The organism is Agarivorans sp. (assembly GCF_050295395.1).
GTDB lineage: Bacteria > Pseudomonadota > Gammaproteobacteria > Enterobacterales > Celerinatantimonadaceae > Agarivorans.
Genome location: NZ_JBNKPP010000229.1, coordinates 1 through 17,036 on the forward strand (window position 1 = coordinate 1; position 17,036 = coordinate 17,036).

Here is a 17,036-nt window from a genome sequence, read left to right on the forward strand (position 1 = left end):
ACTGGCATCGTGGGTGCAGAGTTAGTCAACGAGCTGCGCCGAGAACACTCGCTACGCCGCTGTTTTCATTGCGAACGCGCCGGTCACGATAGCGATGCCGACTACTGTAAATATTGTGGCGCAAGTCTGCATCAGCAGACATAATATGAGCCAAATATAATATCGGGCCACAACCTTAGAGTCGCGGCTACCTTTTTTAGTCTAGGAACGTCAACATGGTTATTATTGCTGGGCATCGCGGCGCTGCAGGCAGCACTCCTGAAAACAGCCTCGCTGGTTTAGACCGGGCGGCACAATTGGGTTTACATTGGGTTGAGTTTGATACCTTTCTGAGTAAAGACCACCAAGCCATCGTATTCCACGACGAAACTCTAGAACGTTGTAGTAATGGCCAAGGAAAAGCCGCTGAACATACGCTAGCTGAATTACAAACTCTCGATGTGGGCGCTTGGTTTGCCCCTGAGTTTGCCGGACAGACGCTGCCCAGCCTACGCGAATATTTGCTCCACGCGAAAAGCTTAAAGCTGAAACTCAATCTAGAACTCAAATACCACCAGCAACCGCGCCAACAGCTGGTTGAAGCGGTTATCAAAGAAATAGAGCATTGTGATTTTCCCTTAGATGATCTGCTGATTTCTAGTTTTGACCACCAAAGCCTGTTGTTTTTACACAATCAAGCCCCGCAATTTAAGCTGGCGCAGCTATATGAAGAGATCCCCAATAACTGGCAACAACAGCTGCAAGATATTAAAGCTGTAGCCTGCCACGTGGACTATCAACAAACTTCGGTAGAGCAAGCCAAACAAATCAAACTGGCGGGTTATCGCTTGTCTACATACACTGTAAATGAGCCCAAAGAAATCACCGCCTTATTACCGTGGCTAGACATGGTAATCAGTGACTTCCCTGAGCGATTTCTGTAACGCCACTAGCCCGTTAAGGATCAAGGGCTGATTTCGCAGGAAGCGAACTATGACATCAGTAAGTTCATTAGCGCAGCACCAGCTAAAAGAGCAAATTCTCGACCAAGTATTAAGGTTTTTACTGGACGGAGATTGGCAGCAAATAGAAATGCAAAATATTGCCAATCACTGTGGCATTAGCGAACCAGTCTTGCGCAGCTGCTACCCCACCCTGTCGAGTATCACCACAGCAGTAAATACCCGACTCACAGAAACCTTCATTCAGCATTTGGATTTAAGCAGCCGCGAGAATTTACGCCTTTCTTGGTTAGACAGCCTTGATTCATCAAGCTTCAGTAATATTGTTCGTTTGTTTATCGATGCCTCACAACAGCAAAGCATTGCCTGGCGCTTAGCCAATGTGGGTTGGACTCAGTTTTCCAATTTAGTGGCCAGCAAATTGGGCTATCAAGCGGTGAATCAGGATCTTCCCTGGCTACTAGGCAAGTCCATGCTTAAGTTCATTAATCAACGTAACCGCAGTTAAGCCGCTTAAAAGCCTTTGGCGCAATCTTCGGCTAACAAAGAATACACCGCTGCATGGCTGGGCTTACCGAGGTCGATAACTCGCGCTCTGGCCAAACACTCAAACTGCGCTCCGGCTTTCTCGGCCACGCGCCGACTGGCAAAATTACGCTCTGCCACCACCAACTCCAAACGATTAAGCTGCAAGGCATTAAACGCATAATCTGCCATTAAGCGCACGGCTTCTGTTGCAATGCCTTGGCCGCTGGCACTGCTTTTCACCCAATAGCCCAAATTGGCCGCTCGATAGTTCCATTCGACTCGGTTAATCGCAATAGCACCTAAAAACTCGCCGCCGCGGGCAGCAAAGATCCCCATATCAAAGGCCAAGTTTTTTGCCAGCGCAGCTTTACTCAAGTTGATCCAAGCCACGCTTTCTTCCACTGGGTAATCCACCTGCATCCAATCTAACCAGCGCTGGCCTAGTTCGGCGGTTTCTCGCACTGCCTGCGCATGTGCACTAGCATCTTCAGTTAAATAAGGGCGGATCAGCACCTTTTGGCCTTTCATGCTTCTTTCCTACTCGCTAATAGCTAAACAAATAAGTGACAAACCCCAGCCACGACAATACCAACAAGACCCAGGGTAAATACGGCACTTTAGGCGAGGCTTCAGGTGCTAGGCTTAGCGGTTCAGTTTGTGCAGGCTGACGCTGCTTTTTACGCAATTTATCGGCTTCGCGCTGTTTAGCTTTTTGCTGTTTCTTGTATTGCTCGATGCCCTTTTGGATCCCCGCCGAAATCAACTTGGTTTGTTCTTTTGTTTGGCCGGGGCGTTGGTTAGCCTTAGCTAGCGCATCGGCACTGGCGATGGTTTCTTCAGAAGGTTTGCTTTTAGTTGCTTTAGCCACAGGTTCTCCTCATTAATTTAATCCCTAAGTATACTCGCCTAAGCGGTCTAATAAATCGACTAACCATGATAAAACCAAGCCTTTTTCATCGACTCCCTACTTTGATCATTTTTTTATCCAGCCCTTGCCATTACACTAAGTGAATTTTTTTGTTCACAGGGAGATAAAACGGATGAACACCCCACTACTCGGGGCACAAATGCTATTGGTGGCATTTGGCGCTACGACCTTAGTTCCACTACTCACCGGGATCAGCCCCAACCTAGCACTATTGGGTGCAGGTATTGGTACGCTAATATTCCAGTTTTGTACCAAGCGTCAAATCCCCATCTTTTTAGGTAGCTCGTTCGCCTTCATTGGCCCAATTATTTTGGGTACCCAACAATTTGGCTTACCCGCCACCTTAAGTGGTTTAATGGCTGCAGGTGTCATGTTCATCATCATTAGTGGCGTCGTCAAGCTACGTGGCGTAAAAGTGATTGAGCGCTTTCTCCCTCCGGTAGTGGTTGGCCCGGTGATTATGGTGATTGGTTTAGGCTTAGCGCCGGTTGCAGTAAACATGGCTTTGGGTAAAACCGGTGACGGCTCAGCGGTATTAGTAGAACAAGACATTGCCTTGCTGATTTCACTGGCAGCACTGTTTACCACCATTGTGGTATCTATTTTTGCCAAAGGCATGCTCAAGCTGATGCCGATTATTTGTGGTGTGGTGGTAGGCTACGTATTAAGCCTATTCTTTGGTTTAGTTGATTTCAGCTCGGTGGCTAATGCAGCGTGGTTTGCTATTCCCGAGTTTGTGACTCCAGAATTTAATTGGCAGGCCATTTTGTTCATTGCGCCAATTGGTCTAATTGTTACCATTGAGCACTTTGGCGACATTCTAGCCATTTCTAACGTTACTGGTAAAAACTTCGTTGAAAAACCCGGCATTCACCGCTCGCTGTTAGGCGACGGCCTAGCCACTATTACCGCGGCCAGCTTCGGCGCTCCGCCGGTGGTTAGCTACGGTGAGGTAACTGGTGCGGTAAGTTTGCTAAAAACTTACAACCCAGTGATCATGACTTGGGCGGCGGTATTTGCTATAGCCTTGGCCTTTGTCGGTAAAACCGGTGCCCTATTGTTGTCTATTCCGGTACCGGTGATGGGCGGTATTATGTGTTTACTATTTGGTGCCATTGCCGCAATCGGTTTAAATACCTTAATCAGTAAGCAAGTAGACTTAACCATTCCACGCAACCTAGTGATTGTATCCGTCACCTTAGTATTTGGTATTGGTGGCATGGTGGTAGGCATTGGTGAGTTTACCCTTAAGGGTGTTGGCCTATGCGGTATTCTAGCGATTATTCTTAATATCGTACTGCCTAAGGAAGAAGCGAAAGCCCTAGCTTAATCACTGACTTTAATGCATAAGGCGGGATCTCCCGCCTTATTTAACGATTTTCTTGATTATACCCACAGTAACACCACACAGCCGGCAGTGAGCAAAGACATAATAAAGTTAAAGTGTTGTCTGGCGACAGGGGCACTTAACCAGCGCGCGATAAACTTGCCGAAACTCACCCAAATAGAGCCGGTCACCGGATTAACCAAAAAGAATACCAATACCAAGCCCCCTATAGACTCCCAGTAGGCCTCGCCGGCCACAGCAAAACTAGCCACCGCCGATGACGTCATCATCCACGCCTTGGGATTAAGATATTGAAACCCTAAGGATTCAAAGAAACTTAGTGGCTTGGCCATCTGCTGCTGTGACAATTGACTCTGCTTTAAAATACGCAGCGCTAGATATAACAAATAAGCGCTACCGGCTATTTTTAGGCCCCATTGCATGCTTGGATATTGCTGAAAAACCCAACTCAAACCCAAAGCCATGAGTATAATCATGCTGGCAATCCCCACCGGAATACCCACCATTTGCGGCAAGGTTCGCTTGTAACCAAAGTTAGCCCCAGAAAATGTCAGCAACATATTATTTGGTCCCGGAGTCCCCGCCATCACCACCGCAAATACCAACATCGATGAAAATAAAGCAATATCCATATTATCCTCCTTTAAATTGTATCGATACAATTAAACAAAATTAGCAAAACAACCTCGTTTATCACCCATGTTCACGCTAATATAGCCACAACAAGAGATCAAAAGGTTTATTGTCATGATGACAATTTGGCAAAACTTAGATAACAATGAGAACAAGGCTACTCAGATCGTTGCCCAGATCCGTGCCTTAATAACTGAGCAACAGTTGCAGGCGGGTGACAAACTACCGCCCCAGCGGCAATTGGCCGAACACCTCGGTGTTACCGTAGGCACCATTACTCGTGCTTACGCTCAAGCGGAAAAACAGGGTTTAATCGAATCTAAAACGGGCAGCGGTAGTTATGTCAAAGCCGCCATCAATTACCAGCAACAATGGGGCAGCCTAGAGAGCAGCCAACAACACATCGGCTTATGGCAAAACAGCGCCTTTACCCAAGCCCGAGCGGTGCATTTAGTGCCTTTACTACAAAATTATGCCCAAGCGGGCGAGCAGCTAGACCAGCCATTTGATAACGACTACAGTCAAAACTTACTCAGTCAGCGCGAACAAGTATGCGCTTGGTTAAATCAAGGGCAGCAGATCTTTAATCCAGAACAGTTGTTTTTCAGCTACGGTGCCCAACATGGCTTAAACCTGAGTTTAATCGCCCTACAACTGGTGGGTGAGCGTTTACTTTGTGAAGAGCTGTGTTACCCCGGCCTGATCACTCTTTCCAAGCAACTGAACATTGAGCTAAAAGGGCTAAGTCTAGATCAGCATGGAATATGCCCCGACAGTTTATTAAGGCAAATAGAAAAATACCGCCCGCGGGCGCTTTACCTAACACCGACGCTGCAAAACCCCACCACCGCCATCATGCCTGAAAAGCGCCGCCAGCAAATTATTGACATTTGTCGCCATCATCAAGTCATCATTATTGAAGATGATGTCTGTGGGCTACTGCCCGATCAACGCCCCCCCACCATGGTAGAGATGGCGCCACAACAGGTGATTTACTTAAATAGCTTTTCTAAAGGGGCTTTCAAGGGGCTGCGCTTCGCCTATCTACACGTTCCCGCGCACCTACAAACCGCATTTAACAGTGCGATTCGCGGCAGTAGCTGGAACATAAGCCCGCTGTTAGTCGACCTTGCCGTACAGTGGATACAGGCAGGTTATGCCGACCAAGCGTTAATCGAGCAACGCCGCTTAATCGGCCAACGGGCGCAATTACTGCACCATCATCTGGCTGGCTTAGATTATGACTACCAAGAAGGCGGGCTACACTGTTGGTTGCGCCTGCCCGCCAGCTGGCGCTGCGCTCAGTTTGTTAATGCGGCGCGCGAGCAAGGCGTAGAACTGGCATCAGCCGAACATTTTGTGGTGGACAACCAAGCTAGCCCAAACTCGGTGCGGATCTCGCTGGGTCAAGCTGATAGCAACCTACAACTAGACCAAGCCTTAGCCATTGTGGCAAATTTGTTGAAAAATTCGCCACCGCAAAGCCCGCAAATTTTCTAGCAAGGCCGCGTGAATAGACTTGCATCTGCTAGGGTCTCTACCTAGACTAGCCCTGTATTCGCCGCTTAGGCTGCGACCCTTGCTACCCATATCGAGAAATCACTTTGTTAAGCTATCGCCACTCTTACCATGCTGGAAACTTCGCCGACGTACTAAAACACTTAGTACAACAGCGCATCATTGCCCACCTGACTCAAAAAGATAAACCCTTGTGTTACATCGACACTCACGCGGGTGCAGGGGCCTACAGCCTCAACAGCCCTGAAGCGCAGAAGAAAAGCGAGTTTGAAAACGGTATTGGCAAATTGTGGCATGCCGATGACTTACCTGAGCTGGTTAAAAACTATGTCAAACTGGTGAATCAACTCCATCCCGAGAAAACCCGTCAGTATTATCCGGGCTCACCGTGGATAGCCAAGATGCTGCTACGCCGCGAAGATCGTTTATTCCTTCACGAACTTCATCCCAGCGAGCAAGCGCCACTACAGAGCTTGTTTCAAAAAGACCGTCGGGCCAAAATCCGTCAGCAAAATGGTCACCAAGGGCTGATCGAGCTGCTGCCACCCAAAGAGCGCCGAGGCTTGGTATTAATCGACCCATCCTATGAAGTGAAAGACGAATATAAGAGCGTAGTCACCACCCTAAAAGAAGCCTACAAGCGCTTTGCTACAGGTAGCTATGCCCTATGGTACCCAGTGGTAGACCGCTACCGCATCGACAACTTAGAGAAGCAACTGTGCAACAGCGGCATTCGTAATATTCAATTGTTTGAATTAGGCATTCGTCACGACAATGAAGACTTTGGCATGACCGCGAGTGGCATGATAGTGATCAACCCGCCATGGACGCTACTCAAAGAAATGCAAACCGTACTGCCCTACTTAGCCGACACCTTAGGTGAAGAAGGTGAAGGCAACTGGCGCGCAGAAGTGCTAGTTGAAGAGTAGAATTTAAAGCTGGCACGATAGTGCCAGCCTCTAAGCAAGCGCTATTCAAGGCTTAAGCATAATCAGCTAACCACTGATTAACCGTGGCTAAAAATGGTTCGGTAATCGGCTTGGCTGAATCCACCGGCTGATGAATGGCGCTGGCATCCCCGGTGGCCTTGTAGGCTTTCATACCCGCCGAGTTCGCCCAGTAGTACAAGCCCCAATGAGCTAAATCCCACTGCTCTTCATAGGGATTGGTTTCGTAATCAAGGTAGTACAAGCGGCCCTTATTCAGAATAAAATTATCTGGGTAGTAATCAATATTTAAGCCCAGCGCTTTAATCCGTTTAGCCATCTGACAAACCTGTTGAACACAAGTTTGAGGTAATGCATCCCTTATCACCAAGTCGGTGACCAAGTCACCTTCGAGGAACTCCTTAACTAAATAAGCTTGCTCGGGATTGGCGTCCAACAACTGAGGAATAGCAATACCGGAGGCCTTCAGCCTAGCGTAGGCTGCCTGTTCCAGCTCCACCTTATTATTGTCAGCAAAGTCATAATACGGACAAGGCTCAGCATGCATTAATTTCACCACATACTGTTGCTCAGGCCCCTGAGCCAAATAAGAGTAAGCAGACTTACCTTTGCCTAATAAGCGCAGTAACTCTAACTCTCCTAACTGACTACTTACTCGCTGTCCCACCGCATTATTCACCTGCATTAGTTTCTCCAAAGACCAAGGCGCAATTCACCCGCCAATTTAATATCAACTCAATTTAGCTGAAAATATAAGCTGAAAAGCCTGAAGCAAATATGATGTGGGTCGTTTAAAGGTGGTATTTTTGCGTTTACTTATTAACCCTATATTCAGGCGCTTGCTAGCTTAGCCAACCAGCCTTCACTGCGCTCTGCTAAGGCCGAGTAACTGGGTTGATATTGCCAATACCAAGCTAAGTCTAAGAGCTCAACTGCCGCTTCTAATTGGCTAAAACCGGCTTCAGCAAAACCGCTAAGCGCAATTAAATCGGCGCGCTGCTGCGCACTCACCGGGCAACGCTGAGCCACACTGGCGGCATCCCAACCGGGCATGGAGGTGGCTGCGTATTCCCAATCTAGTAGCAATAATTGCTGCTGCGGGCCAAGCAGCATATTGTCTAAATGTAGGTCGTGATGATTAAAAGCACGGCCACTTGGCCACGACTGAGCGGCAAACCAGCGCAAGGCCTGCTGCTTAAAGTGTTGTGCCGCAGGGTGAGTAATATCTAATAAATAACGCTGTAAGTAATGGCGCATATCAAATTCAGGCAAGCCTTTGCCCAAGCTGGGCAGGCTGCCTAACACTTGCAACAGTTGTTGCCATAACAGAGGCGAGAAATGACTTAAATCACTCAGCGCTTGCCCCGCCTGATAACGGTACAATAAAAAATCCCCGGCTAAACTGAGCGGATGTTGCTCAATCATCCACGGCTGTCCTTTCAGCTGTTGTAATACAGCCGATTCACGTTGATAATCCAAGCCATAACAAGGCTGCTGTTGATTAAGTCTTAGTACCCAAGACTCGCTGTGAGTTCGCAATAACCATGAATGCTGATGCCCAGCGGCAAAACGGTCTACTTTTAGAATGCTACCTAAGTGTTGTTGTAGTTGCTGAATAAGGCTGGGGGTCAGTACAGAATCGAGCAAAGTGGCTTCCGACAGGATCTTAAGTAAATGTTCAAGGAGTGTAAGATGAAAAAATGGCTATGGCTAGCTTGCTGTACCCTTAGTGTGTTGGGCGCAAGCGCTCAAGCCAAGCAACAACTCACCGTGTATACCTACCAAAGCTTCGTTTCCGATTGGGGGCCAGGGCCAGCACTAAGCAAAGCCTTTGAAGCGCAATGCGACTGCACCATTAATTGGCTCGGTTTAGATGACGGCGTGGCCATTTTGAACCGCTTAAAATTGGAAGGTAAACGTAACCAAGCCGATGTCATCTTGGGCCTAGATACCAACCTTATTCCTGAAACACAGGCCATTGGCGCGGTGCAAGATCATCAACTCGAACTCCCCGAACTGGCCATAGATTGGCAGGACCAGCAGTTTATTCCCTATGATTACGGCTATTTTGCCTTCATCTACAATACCGACACCTTGCAAGACAAGCCGACCTCGATGGAGCAGCTACTTAACGACTTTAACGGCAGCGTGCTGTATCAAGACCCACGCACTAGCACTCCTGGACAAGGTTTAATGTTATGGCTTAAAGCCTTGTATGGAGATGACGCAGCCCAAGCTTGGAACAAGCTGCAACAAAAAACTGTCACCGTAACCAAAGGCTGGAGCGAAGCCTATGGCATGTTCCTTAAAGGAGAAGCCGATTTAGTATTAAGTTATACCACCTCGCCTGCCTACCATATGGTGGCCGAACAGGAGCATCGTTATCAGGCGCTGCCTTTTAGCGAAGGCCACATGACCCAAATAGAAGTCGCAGCAATTAGCGCGACTAGCCAGCAAGTCGCCTTAGCACAACAGTTTTTAACCTTTTTGTTAAGTGCCCCTGCACAACAAATTATTGCCACAAGTAACTGGATGCTGCCAGTTAATCCCAACGCTGAACTACCAGCAGCTTTTTCTAGCTTAATCAGCCCTAAAGCCTTAAGCATCGAGCAAAACACGGTCAGCCAGCAACGTAAAAACTGGATCAAAGAATGGCGTAATGCGGTGAGCCAATAAGCCAGCATGAAGCAACATGCAGCAATCGCAGGCTATAGCGCCAGCGCATTCTTAGCACTGGTAGTATTAGCCGCATTCTGGGGATTAGCCGAACAAACTTCGGCTTTAAGCTGGCAAGCCTTTAACGACATTTATTTATGGCGAGTACTACGCTTTAGTCTGTGGCAGGCATTATTGTCTGCCTTACTGGCTTGTATGGGCGGCATATTAGTCGCACGAGCTTGGTTCTATCTACCAGCTCGCGCCATTCATTGGCAATTGCGTTTGGCTAATCTGTGTTTTGTTTGCCCGGTGATTTTAGTGGTGCTAGGTTGCGTTGGTAGCTTTGGCACAAATGGATTTTTACAACATTTATCGCCATTTTCCTGGAAAATATACGGCCTTCCCGGCATTTTGCTGGCACATAGCTTTCTTAACATGCCCTTAGTGGCACGTTATGCTTATCTACAATACCAAGCCATTCCCGCCAGCTATTGGCGACAGGGTAAACAGTTGGGCTTTAAGCAAGCTCACTACTGGCGCTTGATAGAATGGCCAATGTTGCGTAATCGCATCGCCGGCTTATTTGCCTTAGTTTTACTGCTGTGTTTTGGTAGCTTCACCATCGTACTCGCACTGGGCGGCGGCCCCAAGAGCACCACCCTAGAGGTAGCCATCTACCAAGCGCTGCGCTATGACTTTGACCCGCTATTTGCCCTACAATGCGCACTGCTGCAATTGCTGATAGCAGCCAGTCTAGGTTGGTTATTACTCGGTCGCGAACAACAAGACACAATTCGCCACCAACAAAACCTGGCACAAACTCCGGTCCTTGGCGGAGCTGCCCGCCTACTGCATTACTTAATAATGTTGGCCTATTACGGCTTCATTATGTCGGTGATGGTCGGCATGTTTAGCCCCTTAAGCGAACTAAACTGGCGGGATTTACCGTGGCAGCAATGGTTGAGCAGTAGCTTGTACTCTTTGAGTATTGCCGGACAAAGCGTGTTATGGGTAGTCTTACTGGGTTCGGCGCTGCTATGGCAATACGCCAGTAATCTTGGTCTTAACAAGGGCATAAAGCGGCATAAGGGGCAAGAGCTATTGGCCTCTGTCATGTTGCTCGCTCCAGCCATGGTGATCACCACTGGACTGTTTTTTCTGTTGATGTCGCGTGGCGATATTAGCCACTATACCGTGCCCTTAGTGGCGCTGATTAACGCCTTAATGAGCCTGCCGTTTTATATGCGCAGCCTTAAGCCGGCGCTAAACGATGCCGTTAAACAATATGGCCGGCTCAATCAAAGCTTAAACCTGCCCGCCTTGAGTCAACTACGTTTCATTTATTGGCCACTGCTGCGAAAACCCTTAAGTGTGGCGCTGAGCCTGTGTATGGTATTGTCACTAGGAGACATGGGCGTAATAGCGCTGATTGGCAGCGTTGATGTAACCACCTTGCCACTATTACTGTTTCAGCAGCTAAGTAGCTATCAATATGCCTCTGCCAGTGCTACAGGGCTAATCATGTTATTGCTCTGCGGCCTGATTTTTTACTTACTTGATATAAGCCTAGGACGACACCATGCTGAGCATCGCTAAGCTACAATGCCAACGTCAGCACCACTATTTTAACTACTCGCTGGAAGTTAATCCGGGTGAAGTGGTCGCCCTGCTAGGGGCCAGCGGTAGCGGTAAAAGTACCTTATTGGAGCTGATTGCCGGCTTCATCCCAGCCTCTGCTGGAGACTTACATTGGCAAGGAGAAAGCTTATTAGCACGGCCTTTTGCTCAACGCCCGGTGACTAGCTTATTTCAACAACACAACTTATTTCATCATTTGTCACTGCAACAAAATATCGCCCTCGGTTTGAGTAAAAAGCTCAAGCTGAATGCCAAGCAACAGCAACAAATGATGCAAATCGCCGAGCAACTCGGCATAGCATCGATACTCAATAAACGCCCCGACCAAGTCTCGGGCGGGCAACAACAACGCGCCGCACTAGCCCGCTGTTTGGTGCAAAACCGGCCAATATTATTGTTAGACGAACCCTTTAGCGCACTTGACCCAATGTTGCGTCTAGAGTGCTTAGAATTGGTAAAACAACTGGCCGAGCAATATCAGTTAGCGGTATTGATGGTAACTCATCAATGGCAAGATGCGCTGCGCGTGGCGCAGCGAGTCGCCTTTATTGAGCAAGGCCAAACTCAGCAGTTTGCTAGCGTAGAACAATTACAACAAGCGCCAGCAAACCCGCACATTGCTCATTATCTTGCTTGCAGCTAAAGTTTATTAAGACACGGCCGATAAGGGCCTTAATGAACGCCATTCACTTTTATTTCGAGCGCGATTATGCAGGTTAATTACAATTTACAAGTCGCATCCTATGAGTCGCCCTATCTGGCGCGTCAGCGTATTCAAAATACCGCCCCTCGACAAACCATTACCGAATTCACCGCGCAAAAACAAATGAGCAACCCCGGTAGTCCAGTGTTTGGTAATAACGACGTACAACCCGGCATGAGCGCAACCCAACTGCGCGATAGCGATGACGCCAAACAAGCTAATCGCAAGCAGATCCGCGAAGCCATGGGCCGCAGCGTTGACCAAGCCGCCACTCATATTCGTTTGTACTACCAGTACATGGAAGAAAAAGGCCGACGCGGTCCAGAAATACTGGCTAGAGCCTAAAGCTCTAGTTAGCGCCCTCCTAATAACTCATAAAAAGATAAAAACCAGAGCAAAAAACCAAACACAACAACAAATATAGATGATAACTCTATATTTTGTGTATTTATGGCCAAATAATTGCTAAAACCTCGAAGTATCAACATTTTGACACTTTATAAGAGGCTTTCTACAGTGAAAAAAACTGCCCTGCCCGTTTTATTAAGTACCGCGTTATTAAGCGCTTGTGGCGGAAGTGATTCCAACCATGGACCCACAGCCCCGCGTTACAGCTGGCAAATTATTCAATTACATACGCTTAAAGAAAGCGATGTAAAAAAAGGCTGTGTTATTTATGCCACAGCAGAAAACGATCCAAGTCGAGTGATTACTGCATCGGTAGCCAATAGCGGCTACAACATACTATTTCATCATGGCGATGGTTCAATTATTGAAGAACTCACCATTCCTGCCATAGATGTACCTAATAATGGCATTGTTACTATTAACAGCGCTTTAGTTCCCGATGAGGGCTATGTTTCACTGGAAGAGATAGATAGTGGACTCAGTGGTAACCCCGATGTTTACATGTTTAGCATGGCTAAGTCTTTGCTAAGCGATCAGCTACTAAATGTGCGCTCGGCCCAAACTAATAGTGACTGCTACAAGGGTAAGGACTACCGCAAGCAAACTGACATCGAAGACAATACTGCAGTGTCGGTACTGCAAGAAAGCGGGGTGGAATACTACCAAAGCAGTTATGGTCTAGACCGCGTGGCAGGACGAGATATTTCGGCCCACATTCCGGTATTAGCTCCGCTGCCTGCTCAGCGAGATACCCTGATCACCGCCTACTACTCTAAGCAAGACCAACAACTGAGCGATTTAGCCTATTATGGCTTTGTTGAGCCAAGCTACCTCTACAATAGCCAACAAGCACCAGAGATCACCGCAGCCACTCTCAGTAACCAAGGTTTAATCCCAATGTATTGGCAGGCGGCCGCCAACTTAAGTCTGGATCAAGGAAGTGCTATTGTGGCGATGCATGATCAGCAGAGCTATTTATGGCAACCGCTTTATCAGCATATAGACCAGTTTACTATTGCCCCTGAATACGCCGAGGTGAGCCATTGGTCGGCCTTATTTGCTGGAGAGAGCAACGACAGTCACTGGCGCTTTCAAACAGCCATGAGCATCGATACTGAAGATAGCCAGCTAGTTTTAGCGCTGCCTGAACTATCCTCTATGGAATACAGCGACATTCTACAAGATTGCCCTCTAGTACAGGGGCAAGCTAAACATTGCATCGACAATGACGCTAGCTTTGAGGCCACAGATTTTGCTCTGCAAAGAACCCAAGTTAGGTTAATTAACAGCAGCAATCGCGCCTTTTATCAGAGTATTTATGCAGAACCTAAGGCCCAGCAGCCTTTGCTGCAAAGCAGTGCTATAGAGCTCAGCATTAGAGAGGTAGAACGGCTGGAAATTGCGCTTATCGACGCCGAGCTCAACGCTACTCAGCAACAGTATTTCATGGCTAAATATATGAATAGTCGTAGTATTGCAGAAACCGGCCAAGTGCAAGCCTTTAGCGATGCCAATGGAGTAATCATTGACCCCGAGCAACAACAAACGCTGTACTTAGACATGCTGAAGCATAGCGCTAGCATCGTACAGCAAGCCAAATAAACCCCCGCCCAAAACAGGTAGTAAGCACTTGCTGCCTGTAGGCGGGCTTAATCCGCTAACTGTAAACTATGCTGTAAGCGCCGCGACAATAAACTATCCACGTTGTCACCATCACGCGGGTAGCTAGTCCAACCGAGTTGTAGCTCCTCTAGCCCAACCCCTACTAGCTGCACTTGTAACTCGTGGCGAAGTTTATCCACCACCAAATTTACCGAGTTGACGCTAGTGCCATAGAGCAAGGCCAACAGTTCGTTGTCTTCCCATCGGCCTACGCTGTCTGAGCGGCGCAGTTGCTGCTGCAATACACGAGCAATAATGGCGGTCACCAAAGACAAATCACTAGCGGCATAACGAAGACTGAGAACCACGAACGATTCGTAGTTACGTTGACTCAAACGAATAGCTTGAATTAACAACTGACGAAATAAAGCCGCCGACAACAAACCCGTTTGTGGGTCGCGTAATTGGGTTTCATCGGTAATCACCGGCATGGTCAGTGGCAGCACACTGGCCAGTAGAAAGGTCTGCTGTTGGATCTGCATCGGCACGCCATTAAGTCGTAACCACTCATCCTCGCTATGGCAATAATGACATACCAGCGCTTGCTGTTGGCGTAAGCTGTTCGCCAAAGCTTGCTGAAAGGCGCCACGGCAGCGCTTATCGAGCATTTTAAGCCACTGCTCTAAGGGCACTTGCTGAGCTTGAGTATGTTGCCATGGGTAATGCAAAGATACGCTACTATCGCTGGCTTGATAGAGCCAATAGCCACTGTCGGGCTCTACTATTCCGTGAAAAAAGCTTACTAAATCGAGCTCCGCCACCTACTCATCCTTGTTATTGTTCCTGTTCTGAGTATAGCAAGCCACATAGCCAAATTACCTATAGCGCAGATATAAAAAAGGCCGAGCAAGCTCGACCTTTTAGCATTTAGTTAGCACCTTTAGATAAGCTCTAAGCTTTGCATCACGTTCTTAATGCGTGTTTTAGTGGTCTCTGATAATTCTGTCACTGGCAAACGGCAATCTGGCTGACATTTATTTAATAGCGACATCGCATATTTAGCACCAGCCGGACTAGGCTCGGCAAACATCACTTGATGCAAGGGGATCAATTTATCTTGAATCTGCCGTGCTTTAGCATAATCACCGTCTAAGGTAGCCTGCTGCATTTGTGCGCACAACTTAGGTGCCACGTTAGCGGTCACCGAAATACAGCCTTGGCCACCACTGATGTTGTACGACACGGCCGTAGCGTCTTCGCCACTTAACCAACAAAAATCTTGGTCAACTAACTGGCGTTCAAATAATGGACGCGATAAATCACCAGTGGCATCTTTAACCCCCACAATTCGTGGCAGTTGGGCAAGCTTAGCAATGGTTACCGGGCTTAAATCAACCACGGCGCGTGGTGGAATATTGTATAAAACAATAGGAATGTCGGTGGCATCATGCAGCATCTTAAAGTGCTGGAATAAGCCTTCTTGATTCGGGCGGTTGTAATAACCCGCCACATGCAAAGTGGCATCGGCACCCGCTTGTTGAGCCGCCTTGGTGTATTCGATAGCCTCAATGGGGTTGTTTGACCCAGCACCGGCAATCACAGGTACACGACCTTTAGCCTGTTCCACTACTGTTTTTACCACAGCAATGTGTTCGTCATGGGTTAAAGTTGGGCTTTCTCCCGTTGTTCCCACGGGCACAATACCGTGCGTGCCCTGACCAATATGCCACTCAACCAACTCACGAATCGCGGCATAATCTACCTCTCCTTCAATAAAAGGAGTTACCAACGCGACTATCGATCCTTTAAACATGCCCGCTCCATCTCTCACTTCTAAAATAAAAAAACCCGGTCACAGTGGCCGGGTTCAAAAATACATTTTCGATTTACTCACACCCAGCCATTAACCACCCGCGTTTTAGCTCGGGCCGTTTATACTTCTTAAGTTTCAAAGAAATTGGCTGCATTAACAGTCTCAATAAATCAAATTTAGTGCTAGCTAGTTTCCTTAGCTTTCACTAAAAGTCAAGTAAGCTGCAAAATAAATCCGCATATCTTGTGATGAGATAGCCTTTTAGTTGAAAACTTTCTATTATTGGCGCCAATTATTGCCAGCAAGCAAACCTGTATGAATACTACGCTACACGCCACCAGCCAAGTACTTGAGCGCCACGACAATCTATTTGAGCAACAACACCTCATTGTAGCGGGCCAACTGGCCGATGCTTACCCTCTGCAATTACTGGAGCAGGTCGCATCCTTGCAAATTTGCTGTAATCATTTTGGCCACTACCAATATTTCTCTGAGCAATCTCATTCTAAACTAACTTGCCAATTTAATGCTCAACCTCAGTTACATGAAAATAGCAATGCGTTGTTGTTTTTCATGCCTAAAGCCAAACAAGAGGCGGCCTATTTATTCGCCTGCATTCTGCCGCAGTTACAACAAGGTGCAGAGATTTTTGTGGTGGGTGAAAATAGAGGGGGGGTTAAAGGTTGCGAAAAACTATTGGCCAGCTATGGCATAAAACTCAACAAAATAGACAGTGCCAGACGCTGTAGTTTGTACTTTGGCACTCTTAATCAAACTGTGCCAGCCTTCCAACTAGAGCCATGGTTCGAGCATTTCCAAGTAGCACTACCCGCCAAAACTTTACAAGTGAAATCGTTACCGGGAGTGTTTAATCACGGAAAACTCGACGAAGGTAGCCAACTACTCTTAGAACAGCTACCAGCGATGCACGGTGCTGTGCTCGACTTTGGTTGCGGTGCGGGCATTATTGGTGCAAGCCAAGCGCTACTTTACCCCATTCAAATTAGTCTTCTCGATGTCAGTGCCTACGCCATCGCTAGCACTCAAGCCACCTTAAAAGAAAACGCTATCGCTGGAACAGTAATTGCTTCTGATGGATTGAGTGAGGTGAAGCAGCGCTTTGATTTTATTGTAAGTAACCCACCGTTTCATGCCGGCATTGCGACTCAGTATGAAACTACCGAAACCTTTCTTGCTCAAGCTAAGCAACATTTGAGAGAGAATGGCGAATTATGGTTAGTGGCCAATAGCTTTCTGCAGTATGAATCGCTAATTAAGCAGCACTTCTCACGTTATGAAACCAAGCTCGACAACAAAAAATTTAAAATATTACGCTGTTGTGTATAAAACGGTCTTTTTTAATGTGGATTA

General features: G+C 47.5%; 18 protein-coding genes. 11 read left to right on the top strand and 7 right to left on the bottom strand.

The genetic code is table 11. The annotated features are described in order from the left end of the window. The first annotated feature begins 215 nt into the window (after positions 1-215). Both ACQY6Q_RS13200 and ACQY6Q_RS13205 read left to right on the top strand, forming a co-directional pair. Positions 216-923 (top strand): glycerophosphodiester phosphodiesterase family protein, encoded by a 708-nt coding sequence (locus ACQY6Q_RS13200; RefSeq protein WP_427982087.1) that lies wholly within the window; start codon positions 216-218, stop codon positions 921-923. Positions 924-972: 49 nt separating this feature from the next. Next, positions 973-1,449 carry a hypothetical protein gene (locus ACQY6Q_RS13205; RefSeq protein ID WP_055734626.1) on the top strand — a complete coding sequence of 159 codons (477 nt, stop codon included), beginning with the start codon at positions 973-975 and terminating at the stop codon, positions 1,447-1,449. Between the two features lie 5 nt (positions 1,450-1,454). Here ACQY6Q_RS13205 and ACQY6Q_RS13210 read toward each other — a convergent pair whose 3' ends face one another. Together ACQY6Q_RS13210 and ACQY6Q_RS13215 are read right to left on the bottom strand one after the other, a co-directional pair. Beyond that, positions 1,455-1,997, bottom strand: a complete 543-nt coding sequence (locus ACQY6Q_RS13210) for a GNAT family N-acetyltransferase (RefSeq protein WP_427982089.1) — start codon at positions 1,995-1,997, stop codon at positions 1,455-1,457. A 16-nt stretch (positions 1,998-2,013) separates the two neighbouring features. Next, positions 2,014-2,337: a DUF2956 domain-containing protein gene (locus ACQY6Q_RS13215; RefSeq protein WP_427982091.1), complete on the bottom strand. Its 324-nt coding sequence runs from the start codon at positions 2,335-2,337 to the stop codon at positions 2,014-2,016. 163 nt (positions 2,338-2,500) lie between these two features. Between ACQY6Q_RS13215 and ACQY6Q_RS13220 the strand changes: the two genes are divergently transcribed. Continuing rightward, entirely contained in the window at positions 2,501-3,727 is a 1,227-nt protein-coding gene (locus ACQY6Q_RS13220) for a uracil-xanthine permease family protein (protein ID WP_427982138.1), read from the top strand. A 56-nt stretch (positions 3,728-3,783) separates the two neighbouring features. Here ACQY6Q_RS13220 and ACQY6Q_RS13225 read toward each other — a convergent pair whose 3' ends face one another. Next, positions 3,784-4,377 carry a LysE family translocator gene (locus ACQY6Q_RS13225; RefSeq protein ID WP_427982093.1) on the bottom strand — a complete coding sequence of 198 codons (594 nt, stop codon included), beginning with the start codon at positions 4,375-4,377 and terminating at the stop codon, positions 3,784-3,786. Between the two features lie 115 nt (positions 4,378-4,492). On the opposite strand from ACQY6Q_RS13225, the gene ACQY6Q_RS13230 reads away from it, so the two are divergent. Then, entirely contained in the window at positions 4,493-5,878 is a 1,386-nt protein-coding gene (locus ACQY6Q_RS13230; RefSeq protein ID WP_427982095.1) for a PLP-dependent aminotransferase family protein, read from the top strand. 104 nt (positions 5,879-5,982) lie between these two features. Beyond that, positions 5,983-6,825 carry a 23S rRNA (adenine(2030)-N(6))-methyltransferase RlmJ gene (locus ACQY6Q_RS13235; RefSeq protein WP_427982096.1) on the top strand — a complete coding sequence of 281 codons (843 nt, stop codon included), beginning with the start codon at positions 5,983-5,985 and terminating at the stop codon, positions 6,823-6,825. Positions 6,826-6,877: 52 nt separating this feature from the next. On the opposite strand, the gene ACQY6Q_RS13240 is transcribed toward ACQY6Q_RS13235, so the two are convergent. After that, positions 6,878-7,528, bottom strand: coding sequence for a hypothetical protein (locus ACQY6Q_RS13240; RefSeq protein WP_427982098.1), 651 nt, complete (start codon positions 7,526-7,528; stop codon positions 6,878-6,880). Positions 7,529-7,674: 146 nt separating this feature from the next. Further along, on the bottom strand, positions 7,675-8,490 hold the full coding sequence (locus ACQY6Q_RS13245) for a phosphotransferase family protein (RefSeq protein ID WP_427982100.1): 816 nt from the start codon (positions 8,488-8,490) through the stop codon (positions 7,675-7,677). Between the two features lie 45 nt (positions 8,491-8,535). On the opposite strand from ACQY6Q_RS13245, the gene thiB reads away from it, so the two are divergent. The 5 genes from thiB (at position 8,536) to ACQY6Q_RS13270 (ending at position 13,852) form a co-directional block, all read left to right on the top strand. Further along, positions 8,536-9,519, top strand: coding sequence for a thiamine ABC transporter substrate binding subunit (thiB, locus tag ACQY6Q_RS13250; protein ID WP_427982101.1), 984 nt, complete (start codon positions 8,536-8,538; stop codon positions 9,517-9,519). A gap of 6 nt (positions 9,520-9,525) precedes the next feature. Beyond that, complete coding sequence (locus tag ACQY6Q_RS13255) at positions 9,526-11,097, top strand: hypothetical protein (RefSeq protein WP_427982102.1); 1,572 nt, start codon at positions 9,526-9,528, stop codon at positions 11,095-11,097. Continuing rightward, the gene (gene thiQ / locus ACQY6Q_RS13260; protein ID WP_427982103.1) at positions 11,081-11,782 is read left to right on the top strand and encodes a thiamine ABC transporter ATP-binding protein; all 702 of its coding nucleotides are present in this window, start codon (positions 11,081-11,083) and stop codon (positions 11,780-11,782) included. Before ACQY6Q_RS13255 ends, thiQ begins: the two co-directional genes overlap by 17 nt. 66 nt (positions 11,783-11,848) lie before the next feature. After that, positions 11,849-12,187: a hypothetical protein gene (locus ACQY6Q_RS13265; protein WP_055734610.1), complete on the top strand. Its 339-nt coding sequence runs from the start codon at positions 11,849-11,851 to the stop codon at positions 12,185-12,187. A 171-nt stretch (positions 12,188-12,358) separates the two neighbouring features. After that, positions 12,359-13,852 carry a hypothetical protein gene (locus tag ACQY6Q_RS13270; RefSeq protein ID WP_427982104.1) on the top strand — a complete coding sequence of 498 codons (1,494 nt, stop codon included), beginning with the start codon at positions 12,359-12,361 and terminating at the stop codon, positions 13,850-13,852. Between the two features lie 47 nt (positions 13,853-13,899). Here the strand turns inward: ACQY6Q_RS13270 and ACQY6Q_RS13275 are convergent, their stop codons facing one another. Both ACQY6Q_RS13275 and dapA read right to left on the bottom strand, forming a co-directional pair. After that, a complete protein-coding gene (locus ACQY6Q_RS13275; protein WP_427982106.1) occupies positions 13,900-14,673 on the bottom strand; it encodes a diguanylate cyclase domain-containing protein in 774 nt (257 codons plus the stop codon). Between the two features lie 119 nt (positions 14,674-14,792). Then, positions 14,793-15,665, bottom strand: coding sequence for a 4-hydroxy-tetrahydrodipicolinate synthase (gene dapA / locus ACQY6Q_RS13280; protein WP_427982107.1), 873 nt, complete (start codon positions 15,663-15,665; stop codon positions 14,793-14,795). Between the two features lie 315 nt (positions 15,666-15,980). Here dapA and rsmC point away from each other — a divergent pair, with 315 nt between their 5' ends. Further along, complete coding sequence (gene rsmC / locus ACQY6Q_RS13285; RefSeq protein ID WP_427982108.1) at positions 15,981-17,012, top strand: 16S rRNA (guanine(1207)-N(2))-methyltransferase RsmC; 1,032 nt, start codon at positions 15,981-15,983, stop codon at positions 17,010-17,012. The last annotated feature ends 24 nt before the right edge of the window (positions 17,013-17,036 follow it).